The following is a 16,310-nucleotide window of genomic DNA, read 5'->3' on the forward strand; positions in this document are numbered from 1 at the left end:
GCGTATTCCGTCTTTCAACCGTGAATGCTTCAATAAAACCAAAGGCTGGAAGCCGACTCACATAGGCCGAAGTCTCGCGGCCGAGCCCGCTGCGACGAACCGGGGCTCGGGCGGACGCGTGAAATCACTCGTCCTCATCCTCGTCTTCGTCCCAGTCGTCGTCCTCGTCTTCATCGTCATCTTCGTCTTCGTCCCAGTCTTCGTCTTCCTCCTCGTCTTCGTCCCAATCGTCCTCCTCTAGATCATCACCCTCTTCCTCGTCTTCCTCCCAATCCTCTTCCTCGTCGTCCCAATCTTCTTCCTCTTCGTCCTCGTCCCAATCGTCTTCGTCGTCTTCCCAGTCTTCATCCTCGTCTTCATCGTCATCATCATCTTCCCAGTCTTCATCTTCATCTTCGTCCTGGGCGACGACGGGCTTGAAGGCGCCGGGGTTGTGTTCGCAGAGGGCCGGTCCGTACGACCCGAATTCGCATTCTAAGATCCATTCCGACTTGGAGTTGGTCATGATTTTCACGAGATCACCCCCGTACTGGTAATTGAGCCGTTATTTCCTGATCTGAAGGTGCCAAGGACCTTCCCGTTCACGATTGGTTTACGACATCTCGGGTGGGGAATCGGCCCCCCGGAAATTCGCCGAACCGCCCTCCCGGTTGCGGCGGAGCGACTAAGTATACTGGCTATTCTTCGTCGGCAAAGCCCTCCTCACTTTTGTCCGCTTTTCCCCCGGAAGACACCGTCGTCGAACGTTTGGAGACCGATGAACAACGATATTCGGGATACGGCAAATCGTCCAGTCCCCGTAGCCCGAACACCTCAAGGAACCGCGCGGTCGTACCGTAAAGGTACGGCCTTCCCAGTTCCTCGGATCGTCCCACGATGCGGACGAGTCCGCGATCCATCAATTGTCGGAGAATTTCGCCGCACTGCACGCCGCGGATCGATTCCAGCTCGGCTCGCAGGACGGGTTGTTTGTACGCCACCACGGCCAGCGTTTCCAGGGCCGGGGGCGACAGTCGCAATTCGATCGGTTCGCGGTAGCGGCGACTCAACCAGGGGGCGAATACCGAGCGAGTCCGCAGTTGCAGTCCCCCGCCGACCTCCACCACGCGAAACGCACATCCTTCTTCGTCATACAAACGGTTCAGCCGTCGGACCAACGCTCGGACCAACGTGCCGCTCTCCAAGCCCGCCAACTGCGCGATCTTTCGCACCGGCAGCGGTTCCCGCGCCAACAAGAGCACGGCCTCGATCCGCCGAATCTCTTCGTTTCTCGGCGCGTCGCTCGGCGGAGGTTGGGCGTCGTCCGAACCGGCCTGCGCTGCGGTTTGGTTCCTCCACGCCCGAGCGCCCGACGCCTCCCACATGCCCAGGACTTCCGCCCGACAACCCTCCCACAGGTTGCGGCGCAACCACGGTTTGGCGTACGGATTGAAAGTCATCCCGGCATTCGCATCGCACATCCGCTTGGAGTACAGAATACAATCTAGCGCGCCGCCCTCGGTTGGGCAAGGGTTACGACTCGCGCCGCGAGGTGGGCGAGCGGGGATCGGTCGGTTCACATCTCCTGCCGGTCCCGAGCGGCCTCGATTTGCGAAATGACTTGAATCATCGCGCTTTCGGGGTGTTCCGCGACGGCCTCCCAGTGGCGGACCATCCCCGGTTGACCCGCGACGGTGGTATCGCAATAGAAGCGATAGAGACGTCCTTCGGCGCCCCACTTCTCCATGCGGTAATAGACGGCCCCCAATGCCTGGAGTCGCCGCTCCAGATCGCTGGTCGGCCCTGCGGTGTCAACGGTCGCCGCTTCCCACGAGTCCCCGGCGAACATGCCTGGAGGCGTGCCGCTGAACGAAGTCTCGCGGGTGCCCGGCGGTGTGTAGCCCGGCCCAATCGAATTGCGGTCCGGCCAGCCCTCCATCGATGTCTCGCGCGAGGGGCCCCAAGACGGATTGGAAAATCCCGCCGCCATTCCCGACTGCGCCGAGTAATCGGATGGAAGGGCATCCAGGCCGTCGTTCGGGGTCGCAATGGCGTGTAGCGCCGGATTGCCGCCGTCTTGCTGGGGATCCCCTGCGCCGCCCCAACCCGAGGCCATGTCGGGGTTCCCGATCTCCGCCGGAATGGTCGCCGATCGCTCTTGGGGGGGGAACTTCGTCTCGCGATCCATGCCGTCCATGGACATGGTTGGCAGATTCGGGGTTTCGCCGCGGGTTTCCGGTTCGGGGCTTTCGGCCGAAGCGGGCGTTCCGTCGTAGGCATCCCGCCAAGCCAGGCGACAGACCGACGGAAATACTGCCGCCGTCACCGGAAGCACCACGAATATGCCCAACAAAAGCAGGCCGCGTATCGTCTGACCCAGGTCGTTTTGTGATTCCAAGACCGAGGCTCCTTCCCCTGGGGAGTGTGCGGACGAACGATCGCCCGCCCCCGCGACAATTGCGAATCGAATCTCGGATGCTCCTTCCTCCGATGGGGCATCTTACGTTATTTTTCCGGAAACCCACAACACCAATGCGCGGCTCCAAACGGCCCATTCCTCCAAGACGCAACCCCGGTCGCCGAAACTCGCGCGCACCGCGTTCGGGCAGAGGCGCGATCTTGCGATAACCGAAAGCGATTCGATAGGCTAAAGGTTGCCGGGGTTGCCCGGCGCCGCCCATCGCACTTAGTCTCTTGCCGCAGAGCGGTCCAAGGTCGCGGAGCATGATGATGCTTTCGGACTGGGGAGGGGTCACGTCCAATCGTGGGGAATCGAAGAAGCCCCCTTCTCATGGGGTGAGGTGCCGCCGGGTACGCCGCCTCGCCGGTGGGTGGGTGTTCCTTGCGCTGCTGGCGGGGATGGTGCCCGGCCGAATCGCGTTATCGACTGCGCTTGACGACGAGGCTCCCTGGACGGCTGCCGTTCAAGAAGATCAGGGCGAGCGATCGGAAAGACCGTCCGTCGCCAGCACGACGGACGACGGGGACGCCGAAATGGCCGTCCAAGTGCAAAGCTGGGTCGCGCAATTGGACGCCCCGTTGCGCCGGCAGCGGGATGCCGCGGAGACCGCCCTGCTGGAGGCCGGCCCGACCGTGCTCGATCTCCTCCCTCCCGCCGAGGATGCGCCGTCCGCCGAGAGTCGCCTGCGGTTAGGCCGGGTCTGGCAATCGCTGGCCGACGCTGCCGTGGAACAGGCCCTTCGCGGATCGACGCTCGATTTGACCGGAAGTGGAGTCGCGGCGAGCGAAATCCTGGCGCAAATCCGGCGTCAGTCGGGCAATCGTCTTCGGTGGGCCGTGCCGGATGCAACCGCCGCGCCGATCACCGGTCCGCTTGCCGGCCCCTTCTGGCCGGTCTTGGACGGCCTCCTCGATGCCTGGAATGCCGAATTGCGAGCCGGCGGAGAACCGTTCACGCTGCAAATCGTCCCCCGACCGCCTGACCTGCCCGCCCGATTGCAAGCCGCGGTTTATTCGGGCGCATTTCGCTTGCAACCGACCAAGTTTCGTCGCTTCGAGGAACCGGACGGCACCGTCACACTTCGGACCGGATTGATCGCCGAATGGGAGCCGAAGCTATGGCCGGTGGTCGTGTGGCAGGATGCCGCTTGGAATCGGGCGACTACGACCTCCGGAAAAGAGGTAGTTTCCCGGTCGGGCGGCGGACGGCGCGAAATTCCCCTGCCTCGCACGGTCTATCCGCTGTCCTTGACAACCGACTTCACGCTCCCCGCCGATGACGCTGCGATCGCCCGCTGGACCGGTTGCATCGAAGTCTTGGCGGCGGTTTCGCCGTACTCATTCGCCTTCGACCTCAACAACGGGCTTCCTCGCCGGCGCAACCTGGGTGATGTGACCGTCGAGTTGCAACGCTTCGAGACCGCTGACGATTCCGCGGTCGCCCAGCTACGTATCGAGTATCGCAACGTCGCAATACCGTTGAAGTCGCATTTGGCGGGGGTGTTTGAGAACGCGGCCCGGTTGGAGTATCCCGACGGGACGCAGTGCGAAGGAGTCATCCGGGAAACCCCGGCGGAAACCGACCGCTCGGCTGTCGTTCAGTACGTTTTTCGCTTGCCCGAAACGACACCGCCGTCCTCTTTGCCGAATCGGCTCGTGACGACCATCCCCTTGGCCTTGCGGATGGTTCGGGTGTGCTACGATTTCTCGGGCGATCGATTGCCGTCGGCGGTCGGACCGGTATCGCACGAGGACTCCAACCCCTGATCGGAATCAATCGAAGGTGGGAGCGACGCGGGTGATTCCGGAGAGGCGACCGCGGAGTTCTCGGGCGCGATCTTCTCACCGCCGCTGCCCGGCACCGCCACCGGCAACATCTTCAGAAGTTCGGTCGTCCCCAGCGGATCGCCGGGATCCAATTGCCGTAGCTGATCGGCGACCTCGCGTGCCAGGCTTCGTTCGCCGAGAACCAGCAGACACTGCACCAGGTCGCGACCGGCCTCGTGAAAGGGACGGTTGGAGGGTCGCGCGTAGGGCAGCGTCCCGCGAAAACCGTCGCCGAGAGCCTTACACCCCAGTTCGTAGGCGTAGCCCAGGTGTGCTCGGGCGAGATCCCACCGGCTCGCCTCCAGGGCCAAACGCCCCAGCAGGCCATGCGCTTCGAGCAGTTCGTGGCAATCCTCGAGCAGCCACCGCAATTCGTCCTCGGCGGCCTCGATCTCACCCAACTCCAGCATCTCGTAGACTTCCTCCATGTCCTCCCGTCGCTCGCGGACACAAATCGGGAAGACAAGTTCGAAGCCGTTCCGGCGGTCGATCGGCCGAATCCGGATCGCCGTGCGACCGGCGGGACGATGTCCGCCCCCGCAAGGGCCGTGCCGGCCGAAGATGCGGGGCATTGCGGACCGACCGACCGGTTTTTTCTTGGAACTATTGGGTGGCCGTCGAGATCGTTTTCGGGAGTGCTTCTTGGGCATGGAGTTGGGCCGCCGGTTCCGCCGACCCGGCTCGCGCGGCGCAACGCCGCCGTCGGTCGGCACCTTCAAGTATGACGCCGCCCCGCCGCCCGGGGCAAGCACGGGACAGGCCGCCGTTTCGGCGAAGCTTCGGGCGCGGTCGTGCGTAACCCCTGCGAGTCGCAGTCCGCTGTCGTCTTGACACCGGATTTCGTTAGAACTTAGCTTGAACGCTTACGCGATGACGGCGGAGGAATGCGGCGGCGGTCTCGACGGACTTGCCGGGTCGGCGGCGCACGAAGACCTCAGTTGAAAACCGAAGTGTAGGAAGCGCACGAAATGGCAAAAACACGCAACAGGACCCCGATTATTGATATCCCCTTGCGAGAGGATGTGAATCCCGATGACCGTTGGGACCTATCCAGCCTCTACAAGAGTGACAAGGCCTGGGAAAAGGATTTCGCCAAATGGAAGGCCAAATTTGGTGACTATTCCCGCTTTCAAGGCCGCTTGGCCGAGGGGCCTGCCGTGATTGCCGAGGCCCTGGCGTTTCATTTTTCCATCGACGAGCAGGGCGAGCGACTTGGGGTTTACGCCCACCTACGCATGACCGAGAATCTGGCGGACTTCGGACCCCAGCGGATGGTCGGACGCTACATGGCCGAATTGAGCCGCGTCAACGAGGCGGCCAGTTTTCTGCAACCGGAATTGCTGGCGATCCCCGAACCGCAAATGTGGGAATACATGGCCGACGCGGCGATTCAGCCCTATCGTTTGTTTCTGGAACGTCTGCTCCGCTATCGCCCCCACACGTTGAGCCGGGCGGAGGAACGACTCTTGGCGGCCCAAACCGAGTTGCTGGAAGCCCCCCAGCAAGTCTTTCGCCAGCTCAACGACACGGAACTGGACTTCGGCAGCGTACGGAACGAACGCAAAGAATCGGTGCCGCTGACGCACGGCACCTATCTGTCCCTGCTCGAATCGCCCTCTCGCGAGGTGCGTCGCGAGGCCTTTCGCCGTTACTACACAGAGTACGCCAAGCACCAACGGACGCTGGCCGCGGCCTTGGGCGGTGCGATCCTCGCGGACAATTACCTGGCTCGCGTGAGAAACTACGCCAACGCCTTGGAGGCGGCGTTGTTTCCCGACAACGTGCCGGTGACCGTGTACGACAATTTGATCCGAACCGTTCGCGACAACATCGAGCACCTCCATGGCTACCACGACCTGCGTCGCCGCCGCTTGCGGTTGACGGAATTGGAACCCTTCGATCTTTACGTGCCCTTGGTGCCGGGGATGAAGAAACGCCGCACCTGGGAGCAGGCCGTGGAAATGGTCGTCGCCGCCCTGGAACCGTTGGGCGCGGAATACGTCCGAGTCCTCCGCAAGGGTCTTTTGGGGCGGTGGTGCGATCGTTACGAAAATCAAAACAAGCAGAGCGGAGCATTCAGTTCCGGGACCTACCGCAGCGATCCATATATCCTTATGAACTATAAGGAGGATGTGCTGGATCACGTTTTTACCTTGGCCCACGAGGCCGGCCACTCCATGCACACCTATTACTCGGCCAAGAGGCAGCCGTATCTCTATTATCAATATCCCATACTCGTTGCCGAAGTCGCCAGCACCTTCAATGAGCAATTGCTTAGTCGTCGACTGCTCGAACAAGCGAAGTCCGACGCGGAGCGGGCCTTGATCATCAGTCACGAGCTGGACTCGATCCGCGGGACCATCTTCCGGCAGACCATGTTCGCCGAGTTCGAGAAGAAGGTCCACCTGGCCGTGCAGGAGGGTGAACCGCCCACGCTGGAATTGTTCACGTCGATCTACGCCGATTTGTTGCATGACTATTTGGGGCCTGGCGTTGTTGTTGAACCGTACTTAAAGCTGGAGTGCCTGCGTATACCGCACTTCTATCGCGGATTCTATGTCTATAAGTATGCCACCGGGCTTTCCGCGGCGATCGCTTTGGCCGATCGGGTGCTTCAAGAGGGCGAACCGGCGAGGCGGGACTATTTGCGTCTGTTGGCGTCGGGTTGCAGCAAGGATCCCTTGGAACTGTTCCGCGATGCGGGAGTCGATTTGGAAAAGCCGGAAACCGTCCAGGCCGCCATGCGACGCTTCGCCGAATTGACGAACGAACTGGCGACGCTGTTTCCCAAGGTGCCGTGGATTGTCAAGGGCGCGAAGGCGAAGGGCCGCGGCAAGAAGGCAGGCAAAGGCGATGGAACTTGAGCTTGCCGGACGAATAAGGAAGGCGGTGCGGCGATGACGCACGACGACGGGGAACGTCGAGACGACGCCGCGATCGAGGCCGCGCGGAGCAGGTTTCGCGACTGCATGCCGATCGCGCGGCGCTACGCGTATTTCGACCACGCCGCCGTGTCGCCGCTGCCGGAACCGGTCCGGAATGCAATTCAAAGTTGGTGCGATGAGGCGACGGAGCACGGCGATCTGCGCTGGCCGCGTTGGGCCGAGGAAGTCGAATCGCTGCGAAGAGATGCCGCCGAGCTGACGGGCGCCGCGCCCGAGGAAATCGCCCTGGTTCGCAGCACCAGTCACGGGATCGGCATCGTCGCCGAGGGCCTTCCCTGGCGAGAGGGCGACAACGTGGTATTGCCCGCCGACGAGTTTCCCTCCAATCAATATCCCTGGCTGGCCTTGGCTGAGCAGGGCGTTGAGGTCCGTCGTGTGCCGCTCCGCGACGGTCGATTGGAACTTGCGGACCTGGAGGCCGCTTGCGACCGCCGAACTCGGATTGTGGCGATCAGTTGGGTCAGCTATTGGGGCGGACGGCGAACGGATCCCGCCGAAGCGGCGGAGTTGGCGCATCGCAAAGGGGCACTGCTCTTTTTGGACGCCATCCAAGGCTTGGGGGTGTTTCCCTTGGACGTTCGGGCGGCGGAGGTCGACTTCTTCGCCGCGGACGGTCACAAGTGGTTGCTGGGACCGGAGGGGGCCGGTTTGTTTTATTGCCGCCGCGACCATTTAGACCGGTTGCGTCCCACCGGCGTGGGTTGGAATAGCGTGGTCCATGCCATGCGATTCGACCGCATCGAGCCGAATTGGAAACCCTCCGCCGCGCGATTCGAGGGCGGGTCGCAGAATATGGTGGGGATGATCGGCCTGAGAGCGTCCCTGGGCATGCTCCGCCGACTGGGAATCGCAACGGTGGCCGAGGCCGTCTTGCGGTACACGGACGATGCCTGCAAGCGCCTGCGACGAATCGGCGCCGAGATCGTCAGCGATCGCCGACCCGGGGTCGCCTCGGGCATCGTGACATTCACGCTGCCGGGCGTGGATCCCGAAGAGGCGCGACGCCGCTGTGCCGCCGCGGGCGTGGTGCTGAGTTGCCGCGCGGGCAGGCTCCGCATCAGCCCTCACGGCTACAACAACGAGAGCGATTTGGAGCGGCTAATTGCCGTGCTGCGGGAATGCCGGGGCAATGCTTGAACCACGCGGTTCGCGTCGATCTGCGTCGGTCCGCGTCCAGGATCAGCCGTTGACCGCCGCGGTCCCTTGCGCAAGAATGAAATGCGGTCATCGCGACTCGTTGCGGTCGAGGTCACATGACATTCGCTGCCGCGTCGAATGCCGCGATGGCGTCTGCCGCGTATTCCGCATCACCGCATGGTGTTCCGGGAAAGCGGTCGCTTGACATAAAGGCTCGCGCTAAAGACGGACCATTTCTTTCTTTGTTTCTTTGCGGAAAGGGTGACCTGTCATGTCGGTACCGCGTCGTCGATTTTTGGGGAATGCGGCGGCCCTTGCAGCAGGGGCTTCGGTGCTGCCGGGAATGATTCCGGTAGCCGTTCGGGCCGAGGAAAACGCCGTTATACGTATGGGCGTGATCGGCATGGGTTGGTACGGCATGGTGGACGCCAAGGCTGCGCTCAATGTCGGCGGAGTCGAGATCGCCGCGATCTGCGACGTGGACTCGGAGCACTTGGAGAAGTCCGCCGCGGAATTGGAGCAATTGCAGGGCAAGCGCCCTCGGACCTTCAAGCTGTACGAGGAGATGTTGGACGGTTCCGACTTGGACGCGGTGATCATCGCCAGTCCGCCGCAATGGCATGCGTTGCACTTGCTCGCCTGTTTGAATCGCAACTTGGATGTCTATTGCGAAAAGCCCTTGGCGTACGATATTCGCGAGGGCCGGGCCATGGTGGACGCGGTTCGGCGAAGCGGGCGGATCGTACAGATCGGGTTTCAACGGCGGCAGCATGACAGCTTTCGCCAAGTGCGGGAATTCATCGCCGCGGGTGAGGCGGGCGACATCGTGCAAGTCGATGCGCAAATCCACTATCGAGCGGGCACAAAAGATCCTACGCCCAAAGATCCCCCACCCAGTCTGGATTGGGATCTCTGGTGCGGTCCGGGGCCCCTCATCCCCTACAGCGAGCAGGTAGGGCATTTCAATTGGCGATTGGAAAAGACCAGCGGGCACGGGCACCTGGTCGATTGGGGGATTCACCTGATCGACGCGGCCCGGATGATCTTGGGCGTGACCACGCCCGGCAAGATCGCGGCGGCGGGCGGTATCTATCGCTTGAAGGACGTGATCACCACGCCGGACACCCTGACCGTCCACTTCGAATTCGACCGTTGCCCCGTCCTGTGGCGGCACCGCCTGTGGGGCGCCGAGGAGTATGCTCCCGAGGTCAACAACGGCCTGTTCTTTTTTGGGACCAAGGCCACCGTTTACGTGACGGATAACCGCTGGGTGGTCATCCCCACCGGGAAGAACGGGGAACGCAAGGAGTACACGCCGAAGACGGATGCCGGCGTGAGGCACATGGCCGACTTCCTGGCTGCGGTCCGCGAGCGACGTCCGCCCGCGTGCCCCATCGAGGAGGGTTATCGCTCCACGACCACCGTCAAGCTGGCCATGATCGCCTATGAAACCGACAGCGTGATCCGCTGGGACGAGCAGGCGGAAGACATCCCGGATCATCCCGCGGCCCGGCAACTGCTTCGCCGCGACTACCGCAAGCCGTACCGTCATCCCTACGCGGGCTGATCGACGGATCGGGGCGCGAAACGCGGAGTCGCTTCAATCGCTCGCAGGCGATGCGTCCAAGGCGGCCAGGCACCGCTTCATGTAGGATAGGCTTTCATCGGCCAATCGCTGCGGACCGGGCGTGTAGTCGAAGACTTCGACCGACACCCAGCCCGAATAGTCGATCTCGCGCAAGGCGCGGAAGATGGGAATGAAGTCCAGCGATCCGAAACCGGGACCTTGCCGATTCGGGTCGTTGGCGTGGAAGTGCGCCATGTCGTCGCGGTGCCGCCGCAAAAGCTCCGGGATAGGCACCGATTCGGAACTCATGGCCTTGCAATCGAGATGCAGTTTGATGTTCGGGGATCCTAGTCGCCGTGCCAGTTGCACCGTTTCCTCGGCCGTATTGAGAAAATTCGTTTCCTGCGGCGAAAGCGGTTCTAAGGCCAGGACCACGCCGGTCCGCTCCAACTCCTTATGCAAGCCGTTGAGTACCTCGACGGCGTAGTCCTCGGCCTGTCGGCGTTCCACGCCGGGCAAAATGCTCCGTTGCTGCGGTGAACCGAAGACCAGCACGTTGCCGCCCAATTCCGCACAGGCACGAATCAACTCGAGGAGGTACTCGGTGGTGCGGCGGCGGACCATGACGTCGGGACTGCTGAGGTGATAACCCTCGGTCTTGGCCAGGAGCCAGTGCAGGCCGACCGTCTTCAACCCAAAGGATTCGATGGCTTGCCGGATTTCACGGCGGCGTGCGGGCGAGACTTCGGTGATGTAGGGGGCAAGGGTGAAGGGGGCCAATTCGACGCCTTCGTAGCCCAATTGAGCGGCGGCCTCGAAGCCCGCCTCCAGTGAGCGATCGGTGAACGTCTCGTTGCAGATGGCGAATCGCATGATGCCTCCTTTTTGAGTGACGGAAGACCTTCCCGATGACGCGACCGGCCTCGACCGGAGGACTCCGACCCCTACGGAGCGCCCGGCGATTTTCATAGAATATCGAAGGGGGGCGGGAAAAGAAAGTATTGCGCGGCCGAGGGTCAAGTCGCTGCGCCCGTCGTGACAAAGAATATCGGGAGCCGATGATGTTGTCCGCCTTTTCGGGCGAGGAACCACCGCAAGACGAGACGGCGGACCTGCTCGACGAGCACTTCATGATGCTTGCCCTGCAACAGGCGGAAGAGGCCGCCGCGGAGGACGAAGTCCCGGTGGGGGCCGTCATCGTCCATGCCGGGCGCGTGGTGGCGGCGGCGCACAATCAGCGAGAGCGATTGCGCGACCCCACCGCCCACGCCGAAATGATTGCCGTCACGCAGGCCGCCGATTCGCTGAACTCGTGGCGACTGGAAAACTGCACCCTGTACGTCACGTTGGAACCGTGCCCCATGTGCGCCGGCGCGGTATTGCAAGCCAGAATCCCGCGAGTGGTTTACGGCGCCGACGATCCCAAGGCCGGCGCCGTGCGGTCTCTTTACAGACTATTGGAAGATCCAAGGCTCAACCATCGCTGCGAAATTCGCGGAGGCGTGTTGGCCGAGCGATGCGGGGCGGTGCTGTCCGAATTCTTTCGCAAGCAACGGGCGCTCGGCAAGAAGTGACGGCGGGCGCCCAGGCGTCATCGAAATCCCGCGAAGTCACTGCCGGCGACTTGACTTGGCCATCGGCTTTTCCCATGATGTTCGGTGTCGCCGACGCGTCGAACGCCCGAATCGAGGCGAACTTCGAAGGCGCCAAGCTTTGCGGCAAGGCTCGCTCGACCCGTGCCCCCGCCGGAATCGGGTGCGGGCGGAGGATACGCGGGAACGCTTGGTGTCGTCACGCGAGCGCCTTGCGAGATTTTCCGCACGGCGCGTCGCACGCCGATTTCGGAGCAGTCCCGAATCCAGCCCCACGCGAGAGGATACCCTCATGGCCGATTACAGATCCGACCTGCGTCGCTTGGAAAAGAACGGTTTGTCACGCCGAGGCTTCCTGGCCCAGGGCGGAATCGCCGCCGGACTGACGATCTTACCCGGCGCCGGATCGGTTTATGCCGCTGAAGCCAACGATCGCGTGAACTTGGCGATGGTGGGTTGCGGCGGTCGTGCCGGCGGTTTGGGACCGGATTTCGCCCGGCGCGGCGATTGCCGTGTTCTGTATTGCTGCGATCCCGACCTGCCCCGAGCGGAAGCGTTGGCCAAGACCCTGACCGAACTTCAAGGCGGCATCGCGCCGAAGGTGGTGGATGATTTCCGCCGTGCCCTGGAGGACAAGGACGTACACGCCATCGTTTCGGCCACGCCCGATCATTGGCATGCGCCCTCCACGGTTTGGGCCTGTCAGGCGGGCAAGGATGTGTACGTCGAGAAACCCGCCTCGCACAACGCATGGGAAGGGCGAAAAATGACCGAGGCCGCCCGAAAGTACGGTCGCGTCGTGCAGATCGGTACGCAGAATCGCAGCGCGCCGTACAACTTCCAGGCCAAGGAGTACATCACCTCGGGCAAATTGGGGAAGATCCACTTTTGCCGCATCTTCGACCAAAAATACTGGGGCAATTTCCCGGTCGTGCCGGACAGCGATCCTCCCGCCGGATTGAACTGGGACATCTGGAACGGCCCCGCCCCCGAGGCCCGCTACAACCGAAATTACCACCGCAACTGGCATCATTTCTGGCGTTACTCGGGCGGCGACATCGCGAACGACTCCAGCCATCAGATCGACCTCGCCCGCTGGCTCTTGGGAGTGACCTACCCCAAGACCGTTTACTCGGTGGGTGGGCGATTCCATGAGGAGGGTGCGGCGGAGACGCCCGACACGCAGATCGCGGTCTACGAATTCGACGGCTTGACGGTCTCTTTCGAATTGACCTTGTACACGCCCTACATGCTCAAGATCGACCCCGAGGTGCGCAACAGCGACATGTTCCCTCTTTGGCAGCAGTGCGCCACGCGGATCGAAATCTACGGTTCGGAAGGCGTGATGTTCGTGGGGCGTCACGGGGGAGGGTGGCAAGTCTTCGATCGGCCCAAGTCGCGTCAACCGGTGGTAGCGGCCCAAGCCTACGGACGGTTCCCCGATCCCGAGCACAAGGAGAACTTCATCTCTTGCATCCGTTCGCGCAATCGCCCCAACGCCGACGTCGAGGAAGGGCACCTCAGCGCGCTGTGGATCCATTACGCCAACATCAGTTATCGGTTGGGCGGGGTGAAGTTGACGATCGATCCCGAAACCGAGCAGGTGTCGCAACCCGCCGAGGCTGCGCCGCTCTTCAAGCGGACCTACCGGGAACCGTTCGTCATTCCCGAGACCGTTTGAGGATGCCGGCGGTCCCTTGCCCGTCGGCGTCGTACTCCCGCGCCAAGGATGGACCCTTCAATACGAGGCACGCATGCGACTGAACCCGATCTTGGACCGCCTTTGGGTGGGAAGTTTTCCCGCCGACGCCGAAGATGTGCGGACGTTGCGGGAGGCCGGCGTTACGGCGGTCTTGAATCTACAAACCGACGAGGACATTCTTTGGAACCACGAGAACCGCACCGCGGTGGAAGCGGAACTGAAAAAGGCCGGCATCTTGGAAATCCGCGAACCGATCCGCGATTTCGACATCGATGATCTGGCCAACCGACTCCCCAAAGTCGTGGCGCGATTGGACGAACTGATCGAGTCGGGGCACACCGTGTACGTCCACTGTACGGCGGGAACGAACCGCTCTCCCACAGCGGTGGTTGCCTACCTGCATTGGGTTCGGGGGTTGGATTTGGAACAGGCGGTGCGACTCGTGTGCGGTCGCCACGCTTGCGATCCCTTCACGGACGCGGTCCGGTCTCAGCCTCGCCCGGCCTTTCTACCGCTTCGCGCGGGCAAGGCTCGCCCGGCGCAAGGATAAGCGAATAATCGCGAGAATCGTCACCCGCTCGGTGCCGCATGCCCGGGCCGCGCTGCGGTACGGTGCCGCCGAGCCGTGTTACTCGTCGGTAAACAATCGCGTTTGGACCTCTTCGGGGCGTTTGTCCGGCGCGATGGGGGCCGCGTTTTCCTCTTGCGACACGATCAGCACCGGGCCCGCGAAGTCCTCCTCGCCTTCCTCGACAATGGGGTTGCCGTGTTCATCGAGTTTCATGTCGGCGGCGGCGGTCACACGCTTGGCGACCTGCATCAAATGGCCGTGAATTTCGTCGCGGTCCACGCCGCGAATGACCGCCACGGCGTCGGCGACCTCGCGAAGGTAGCGGAGGAAGATGTTCCGTCGTTCGCCCTGCGTTTTCACGCGGTCGCGGCGGCGGAGATACATGCCCAAACGTCGTCCCACGGCCTGAAAGGCCAATCGCAATTCCTTTTGAATTTCAGGATAACCTGCGACGGCCTCCTTGGATTCGCTGGTAAAAGGGACCCAGACGCTGGCGATGTGGACCATCAGGGTGACGGGACCGGAAGGCAGCGCGTTGCGCGATTGCGTTAGTCCGTACGCCCGCCAATTCGTGCTCATGACCGTTTGCGTAATGGCGCAGGCCCCGGCCTGGAACAGGAGCGGGACGCGGTTCGCGTAGCGCAAGACGTTCATGGTCTGGCCCTCGCTCAGATTGACGCGCCGTAGGGCCTCGAAAAGTTGTTCGCGTTCTCGGGTCTTGAGACGACCGGGCGACATCCTGGCCCGCAGTCTCGCCTCGCGCAGCAGTTTGTCGGCCCCGTCCGGCCCCACGCCGTCGAAGGTGGTGGTGAGGAATTGGCGGAGCGTGCGGGCGTCGGTCTCCGCCAAAAGCTCTTCCAGGAGTTCCCGAGATACGCGATACGTTGCCGGTCCGCCGCCGTAGGTCAGCCCTACTTCGACTTGGAATGGGTTGCCGCGGTAGACGGCGGGCGGGCGGGTCACCGCCGTGTAGAACTCCCCCGGCACCATTTGCCGCATGCCTCGCAAGATCAGTTCCTCGCCGATGGGCGAGAGGCAGTCCACCGCGGGCGACTGCACCTTTTCGTTTTGCAGCGCGTGGAACAGCGCCTCGGCCTGGGCGCGGCCCAATCGCTTGGGGTTGGTGCGAATGCTCAACGACGCCGCCTGCGCGATCCGCTTGGCCACGGCGGGACTGATGCGGGAAAAAGACTCCGTCAAAAAGCGGCCCAGCGTGCCGGACTTGGAGTCTTTCAGCATGGTAATCAGCGTGCCCAATTCCACGCCGTAAGGGTGCGGTTTGATTTCCTTCGGTTCGGCGGGCAGAATCTCCGCCACCCGCGGATACTCATGCGTCTTGCCGTCCGGATCGTGATAGTGCAACGTCACGTGCGGGTTGGCGATGGCGGTCTGTTCCAGATACTCGTCCACGCTCCCTCGACCGCGTTGATACTTGGCCTCCAGTTCGATGGCCACGAGCGTGCCGTGATCGACGTCTTGCCAGTGGAGTTGATGCTCGCGGAGGAATTCGGCGGCGCCGTCGTTCGGCGGAATATCGACGCCCTCGCCCTTGCCGTTGACGATCTCGGGGCGATTGTGCTTGGTGTCGATCTGGATCTGATAGAAGTGGACGGGCTTCTTAGGGCCGGTGCGACTGACAATGCTGACGGGTCGGCCCGTCGTCAGCAAACCATACATCCCCGCCGCGCTGATGCCGATTCCCTGTTGCCCGCGACTTTGCCTTAGCCGGTGGAACTTGGAACCGTACAGGAGCTTGCCGAAGATCAAGGGGATTTGCTTCTTGACGATGCCCGGCCCGTTGTCTTGCACGCTGACGCGAAATCGGTTCTCGGACACCGCTTCGATTCGGACCCGGATTTCCGGCAACAGTCCCGCCTCTTCGCAAGCGTCCAAGGCGTTGTCCACCGCCTCCTTGACGGTGGTGAGTAAGGCCTTGCGGGGATTGTCGAAGCCCAAGAGGTGCCGGTTCTTGGCGAAAAATTCACTGACCGAGATTTCCCGCTGCTTGGAGGCCAAGGATTCGGCGGTGACGCGACTCCGTCGCGGCGTACCGTTGCCGCCGGTCGGGGGCGTTGCCGGGTTCTCCGTCTCGGCCGGAGAAGGGGAAGAGGAATCCTGGTTTTCGAAGATCAATGTAGCCAATGCGGCTGACTCCCAGCAAACATCCGTGCCCGGGAACGGGCCGTTTCCGCCGGGCGGTGCTTCGCCCGGCAAAATCATGCGCGAACGGCGGCGGGACGAAAAGCGGCGACGCGCGATGGGCCTTGCGTCGTGATTCCGTCACGGTCCGCCTTCCTTGCGAAGGTACCAGATAGGGGAACGCGGGAAAAGGTCGCCCCGGGTGACGTCCGGATCGCATGGTGGCGCGCAGACCGGTAAAGTCGCCGGGGTACTGCGATGCGCGTTGCCTCCCAGCCATGCCCGTCCGCTGCGGTCGAAAGCACGCTTTGCGCGGTTCTGCGCCGAGATTTGCCGGGTCGCCGACCTGACGAAAACCGTTTGCGGGGACTATTGGAACCGCTAAAATATC

General features: G+C 62.7%; 13 protein-coding genes. 7 read left to right on the top strand and 6 right to left on the bottom strand.

Features of this window, described 5'->3' with window-relative positions; translation table 11 throughout:
• Positions 1-124 precede the first annotated feature (124 nt).
• The 3 genes from ACYQ6J_RS16165 to ACYQ6J_RS16175 form a co-directional block, all read right to left on the bottom strand.
• Positions 125-514: a hypothetical protein gene (locus ACYQ6J_RS16165; RefSeq protein WP_460185226.1), complete on the bottom strand. Its 390-nt coding sequence runs from the start codon at positions 512-514 to the stop codon at positions 125-127.
• 163 nt (positions 515-677) lie between these two features.
• Positions 678-1,439 carry an SMC-Scp complex subunit ScpB gene (gene scpB, locus ACYQ6J_RS16170; protein ID WP_460185227.1) on the bottom strand — a complete coding sequence of 254 codons (762 nt, stop codon included), beginning with the start codon at positions 1,437-1,439 and terminating at the stop codon, positions 678-680.
• A gap of 116 nt (positions 1,440-1,555) precedes the next feature.
• Positions 1,556-2,377, bottom strand: coding sequence for a hypothetical protein (locus ACYQ6J_RS16175; RefSeq protein WP_460185228.1), 822 nt, complete (start codon positions 2,375-2,377; stop codon positions 1,556-1,558).
• A 326-nt stretch (positions 2,378-2,703) separates the two neighbouring features.
• Here ACYQ6J_RS16175 and ACYQ6J_RS16180 point away from each other — a divergent pair, with 326 nt between their 5' ends.
• A complete protein-coding gene (locus tag ACYQ6J_RS16180; protein ID WP_460185229.1) occupies positions 2,704-4,206 on the top strand; it encodes a hypothetical protein in 1,503 nt (500 codons plus the stop codon).
• On the opposite strand, the gene ACYQ6J_RS16185 is transcribed toward ACYQ6J_RS16180, so the two are convergent.
• Entirely contained in the window at positions 4,137-4,838 is a 702-nt protein-coding gene (locus ACYQ6J_RS16185; protein ID WP_460185230.1) for a hypothetical protein, read from the bottom strand. The two genes, ACYQ6J_RS16180 and ACYQ6J_RS16185, sit on opposite strands and share 70 nt — an antisense overlap.
• Before the next feature lie 396 nt (positions 4,839-5,234).
• Here ACYQ6J_RS16185 and pepF point away from each other — a divergent pair, with 396 nt between their 5' ends.
• The 3 genes from pepF to ACYQ6J_RS16200 all read left to right on the top strand — a co-directional run bounded on the left by pepF (position 5,235) and on the right by ACYQ6J_RS16200 (position 9,915).
• Positions 5,235-7,130 carry an oligoendopeptidase F gene (gene pepF / locus ACYQ6J_RS16190; protein WP_460185231.1) on the top strand — a complete coding sequence of 632 codons (1,896 nt, stop codon included), beginning with the start codon at positions 5,235-5,237 and terminating at the stop codon, positions 7,128-7,130.
• A 33-nt stretch (positions 7,131-7,163) separates the two neighbouring features.
• Positions 7,164-8,348 carry an aminotransferase class V-fold PLP-dependent enzyme gene (locus ACYQ6J_RS16195; protein ID WP_460185232.1) on the top strand — a complete coding sequence of 395 codons (1,185 nt, stop codon included), beginning with the start codon at positions 7,164-7,166 and terminating at the stop codon, positions 8,346-8,348.
• Positions 8,349-8,619: 271 nt separating this feature from the next.
• Complete coding sequence (locus tag ACYQ6J_RS16200) at positions 8,620-9,915, top strand: Gfo/Idh/MocA family protein (RefSeq protein WP_460185233.1); 1,296 nt, start codon at positions 8,620-8,622, stop codon at positions 9,913-9,915.
• Positions 9,916-9,948: 33 nt separating this feature from the next.
• Here ACYQ6J_RS16200 and ACYQ6J_RS16205 read toward each other — a convergent pair whose 3' ends face one another.
• Entirely contained in the window at positions 9,949-10,788 is an 840-nt protein-coding gene (locus ACYQ6J_RS16205) for a sugar phosphate isomerase/epimerase family protein (protein WP_460185234.1), read from the bottom strand.
• Between the two features lie 185 nt (positions 10,789-10,973).
• On the opposite strand from ACYQ6J_RS16205, the gene tadA reads away from it, so the two are divergent.
• The 3 genes from tadA (at position 10,974) to ACYQ6J_RS16220 (ending at position 13,759) form a co-directional block, all read left to right on the top strand.
• Complete coding sequence (gene tadA / locus ACYQ6J_RS16210) at positions 10,974-11,489, top strand: tRNA adenosine(34) deaminase TadA (protein WP_460185235.1); 516 nt, start codon at positions 10,974-10,976, stop codon at positions 11,487-11,489.
• Positions 11,490-11,799: 310 nt separating this feature from the next.
• On the top strand, positions 11,800-13,188 hold the full coding sequence (locus ACYQ6J_RS16215; protein WP_460185236.1) for a Gfo/Idh/MocA family protein: 1,389 nt from the start codon (positions 11,800-11,802) through the stop codon (positions 13,186-13,188).
• Positions 13,189-13,261: 73 nt separating this feature from the next.
• Positions 13,262-13,759 (top strand): dual specificity protein phosphatase family protein, encoded by a 498-nt coding sequence (locus ACYQ6J_RS16220; protein ID WP_460185237.1) that lies wholly within the window; start codon positions 13,262-13,264, stop codon positions 13,757-13,759.
• A 78-nt stretch (positions 13,760-13,837) separates the two neighbouring features.
• Here ACYQ6J_RS16220 and ACYQ6J_RS16225 read toward each other — a convergent pair whose 3' ends face one another.
• On the bottom strand, positions 13,838-15,922 hold the full coding sequence (locus ACYQ6J_RS16225; RefSeq protein ID WP_460185238.1) for a DNA topoisomerase VI subunit B: 2,085 nt from the start codon (positions 15,920-15,922) through the stop codon (positions 13,838-13,840).
• Positions 15,923-16,310 lie beyond the last annotated feature (388 nt).

It is taken from the genome of Thermopirellula anaerolimosa, assembly GCF_054657335.1.

What these genes read in the sequence shown, in the direction of transcription:
- scpB (WP_460185227.1), bottom strand. Translation starts at nt 1,439, where the DNA reads ATGACTTTCAATCCGTACGCCAAACCGTGGTTGCGCCGCAACCTGTGG.
- tadA (WP_460185235.1), top strand. Translation starts at nt 10,974, where the DNA reads ATGATGTTGTCCGCCTTTTCGGGCGAGGAACCACCGCAAGACGAGACG.
- ACYQ6J_RS16205 (WP_460185234.1), bottom strand. Translation starts at nt 10,788, where the DNA reads ATGCGATTCGCCATCTGCAACGAGACGTTCACCGATCGCTCACTGGAG.
- ACYQ6J_RS16215 (WP_460185236.1), top strand. Translation starts at nt 11,800, where the DNA reads ATGGCCGATTACAGATCCGACCTGCGTCGCTTGGAAAAGAACGGTTTG.
- ACYQ6J_RS16200 (WP_460185233.1), top strand. Translation starts at nt 8,620, where the DNA reads ATGTCGGTACCGCGTCGTCGATTTTTGGGGAATGCGGCGGCCCTTGCA.
- ACYQ6J_RS16180 (WP_460185229.1), top strand. Translation starts at nt 2,704, where the DNA reads ATGATGATGCTTTCGGACTGGGGAGGGGTCACGTCCAATCGTGGGGAA.
- ACYQ6J_RS16220 (WP_460185237.1), top strand. Translation starts at nt 13,262, where the DNA reads ATGCGACTGAACCCGATCTTGGACCGCCTTTGGGTGGGAAGTTTTCCC.
- pepF (WP_460185231.1), top strand. Translation starts at nt 5,235, where the DNA reads ATGGCAAAAACACGCAACAGGACCCCGATTATTGATATCCCCTTGCGA.
- ACYQ6J_RS16185 (WP_460185230.1), bottom strand. Translation starts at nt 4,838, where the DNA reads ATGCCCCGCATCTTCGGCCGGCACGGCCCTTGCGGGGGCGGACATCGT.
- ACYQ6J_RS16195 (WP_460185232.1), top strand. Translation starts at nt 7,164, where the DNA reads ATGACGCACGACGACGGGGAACGTCGAGACGACGCCGCGATCGAGGCC.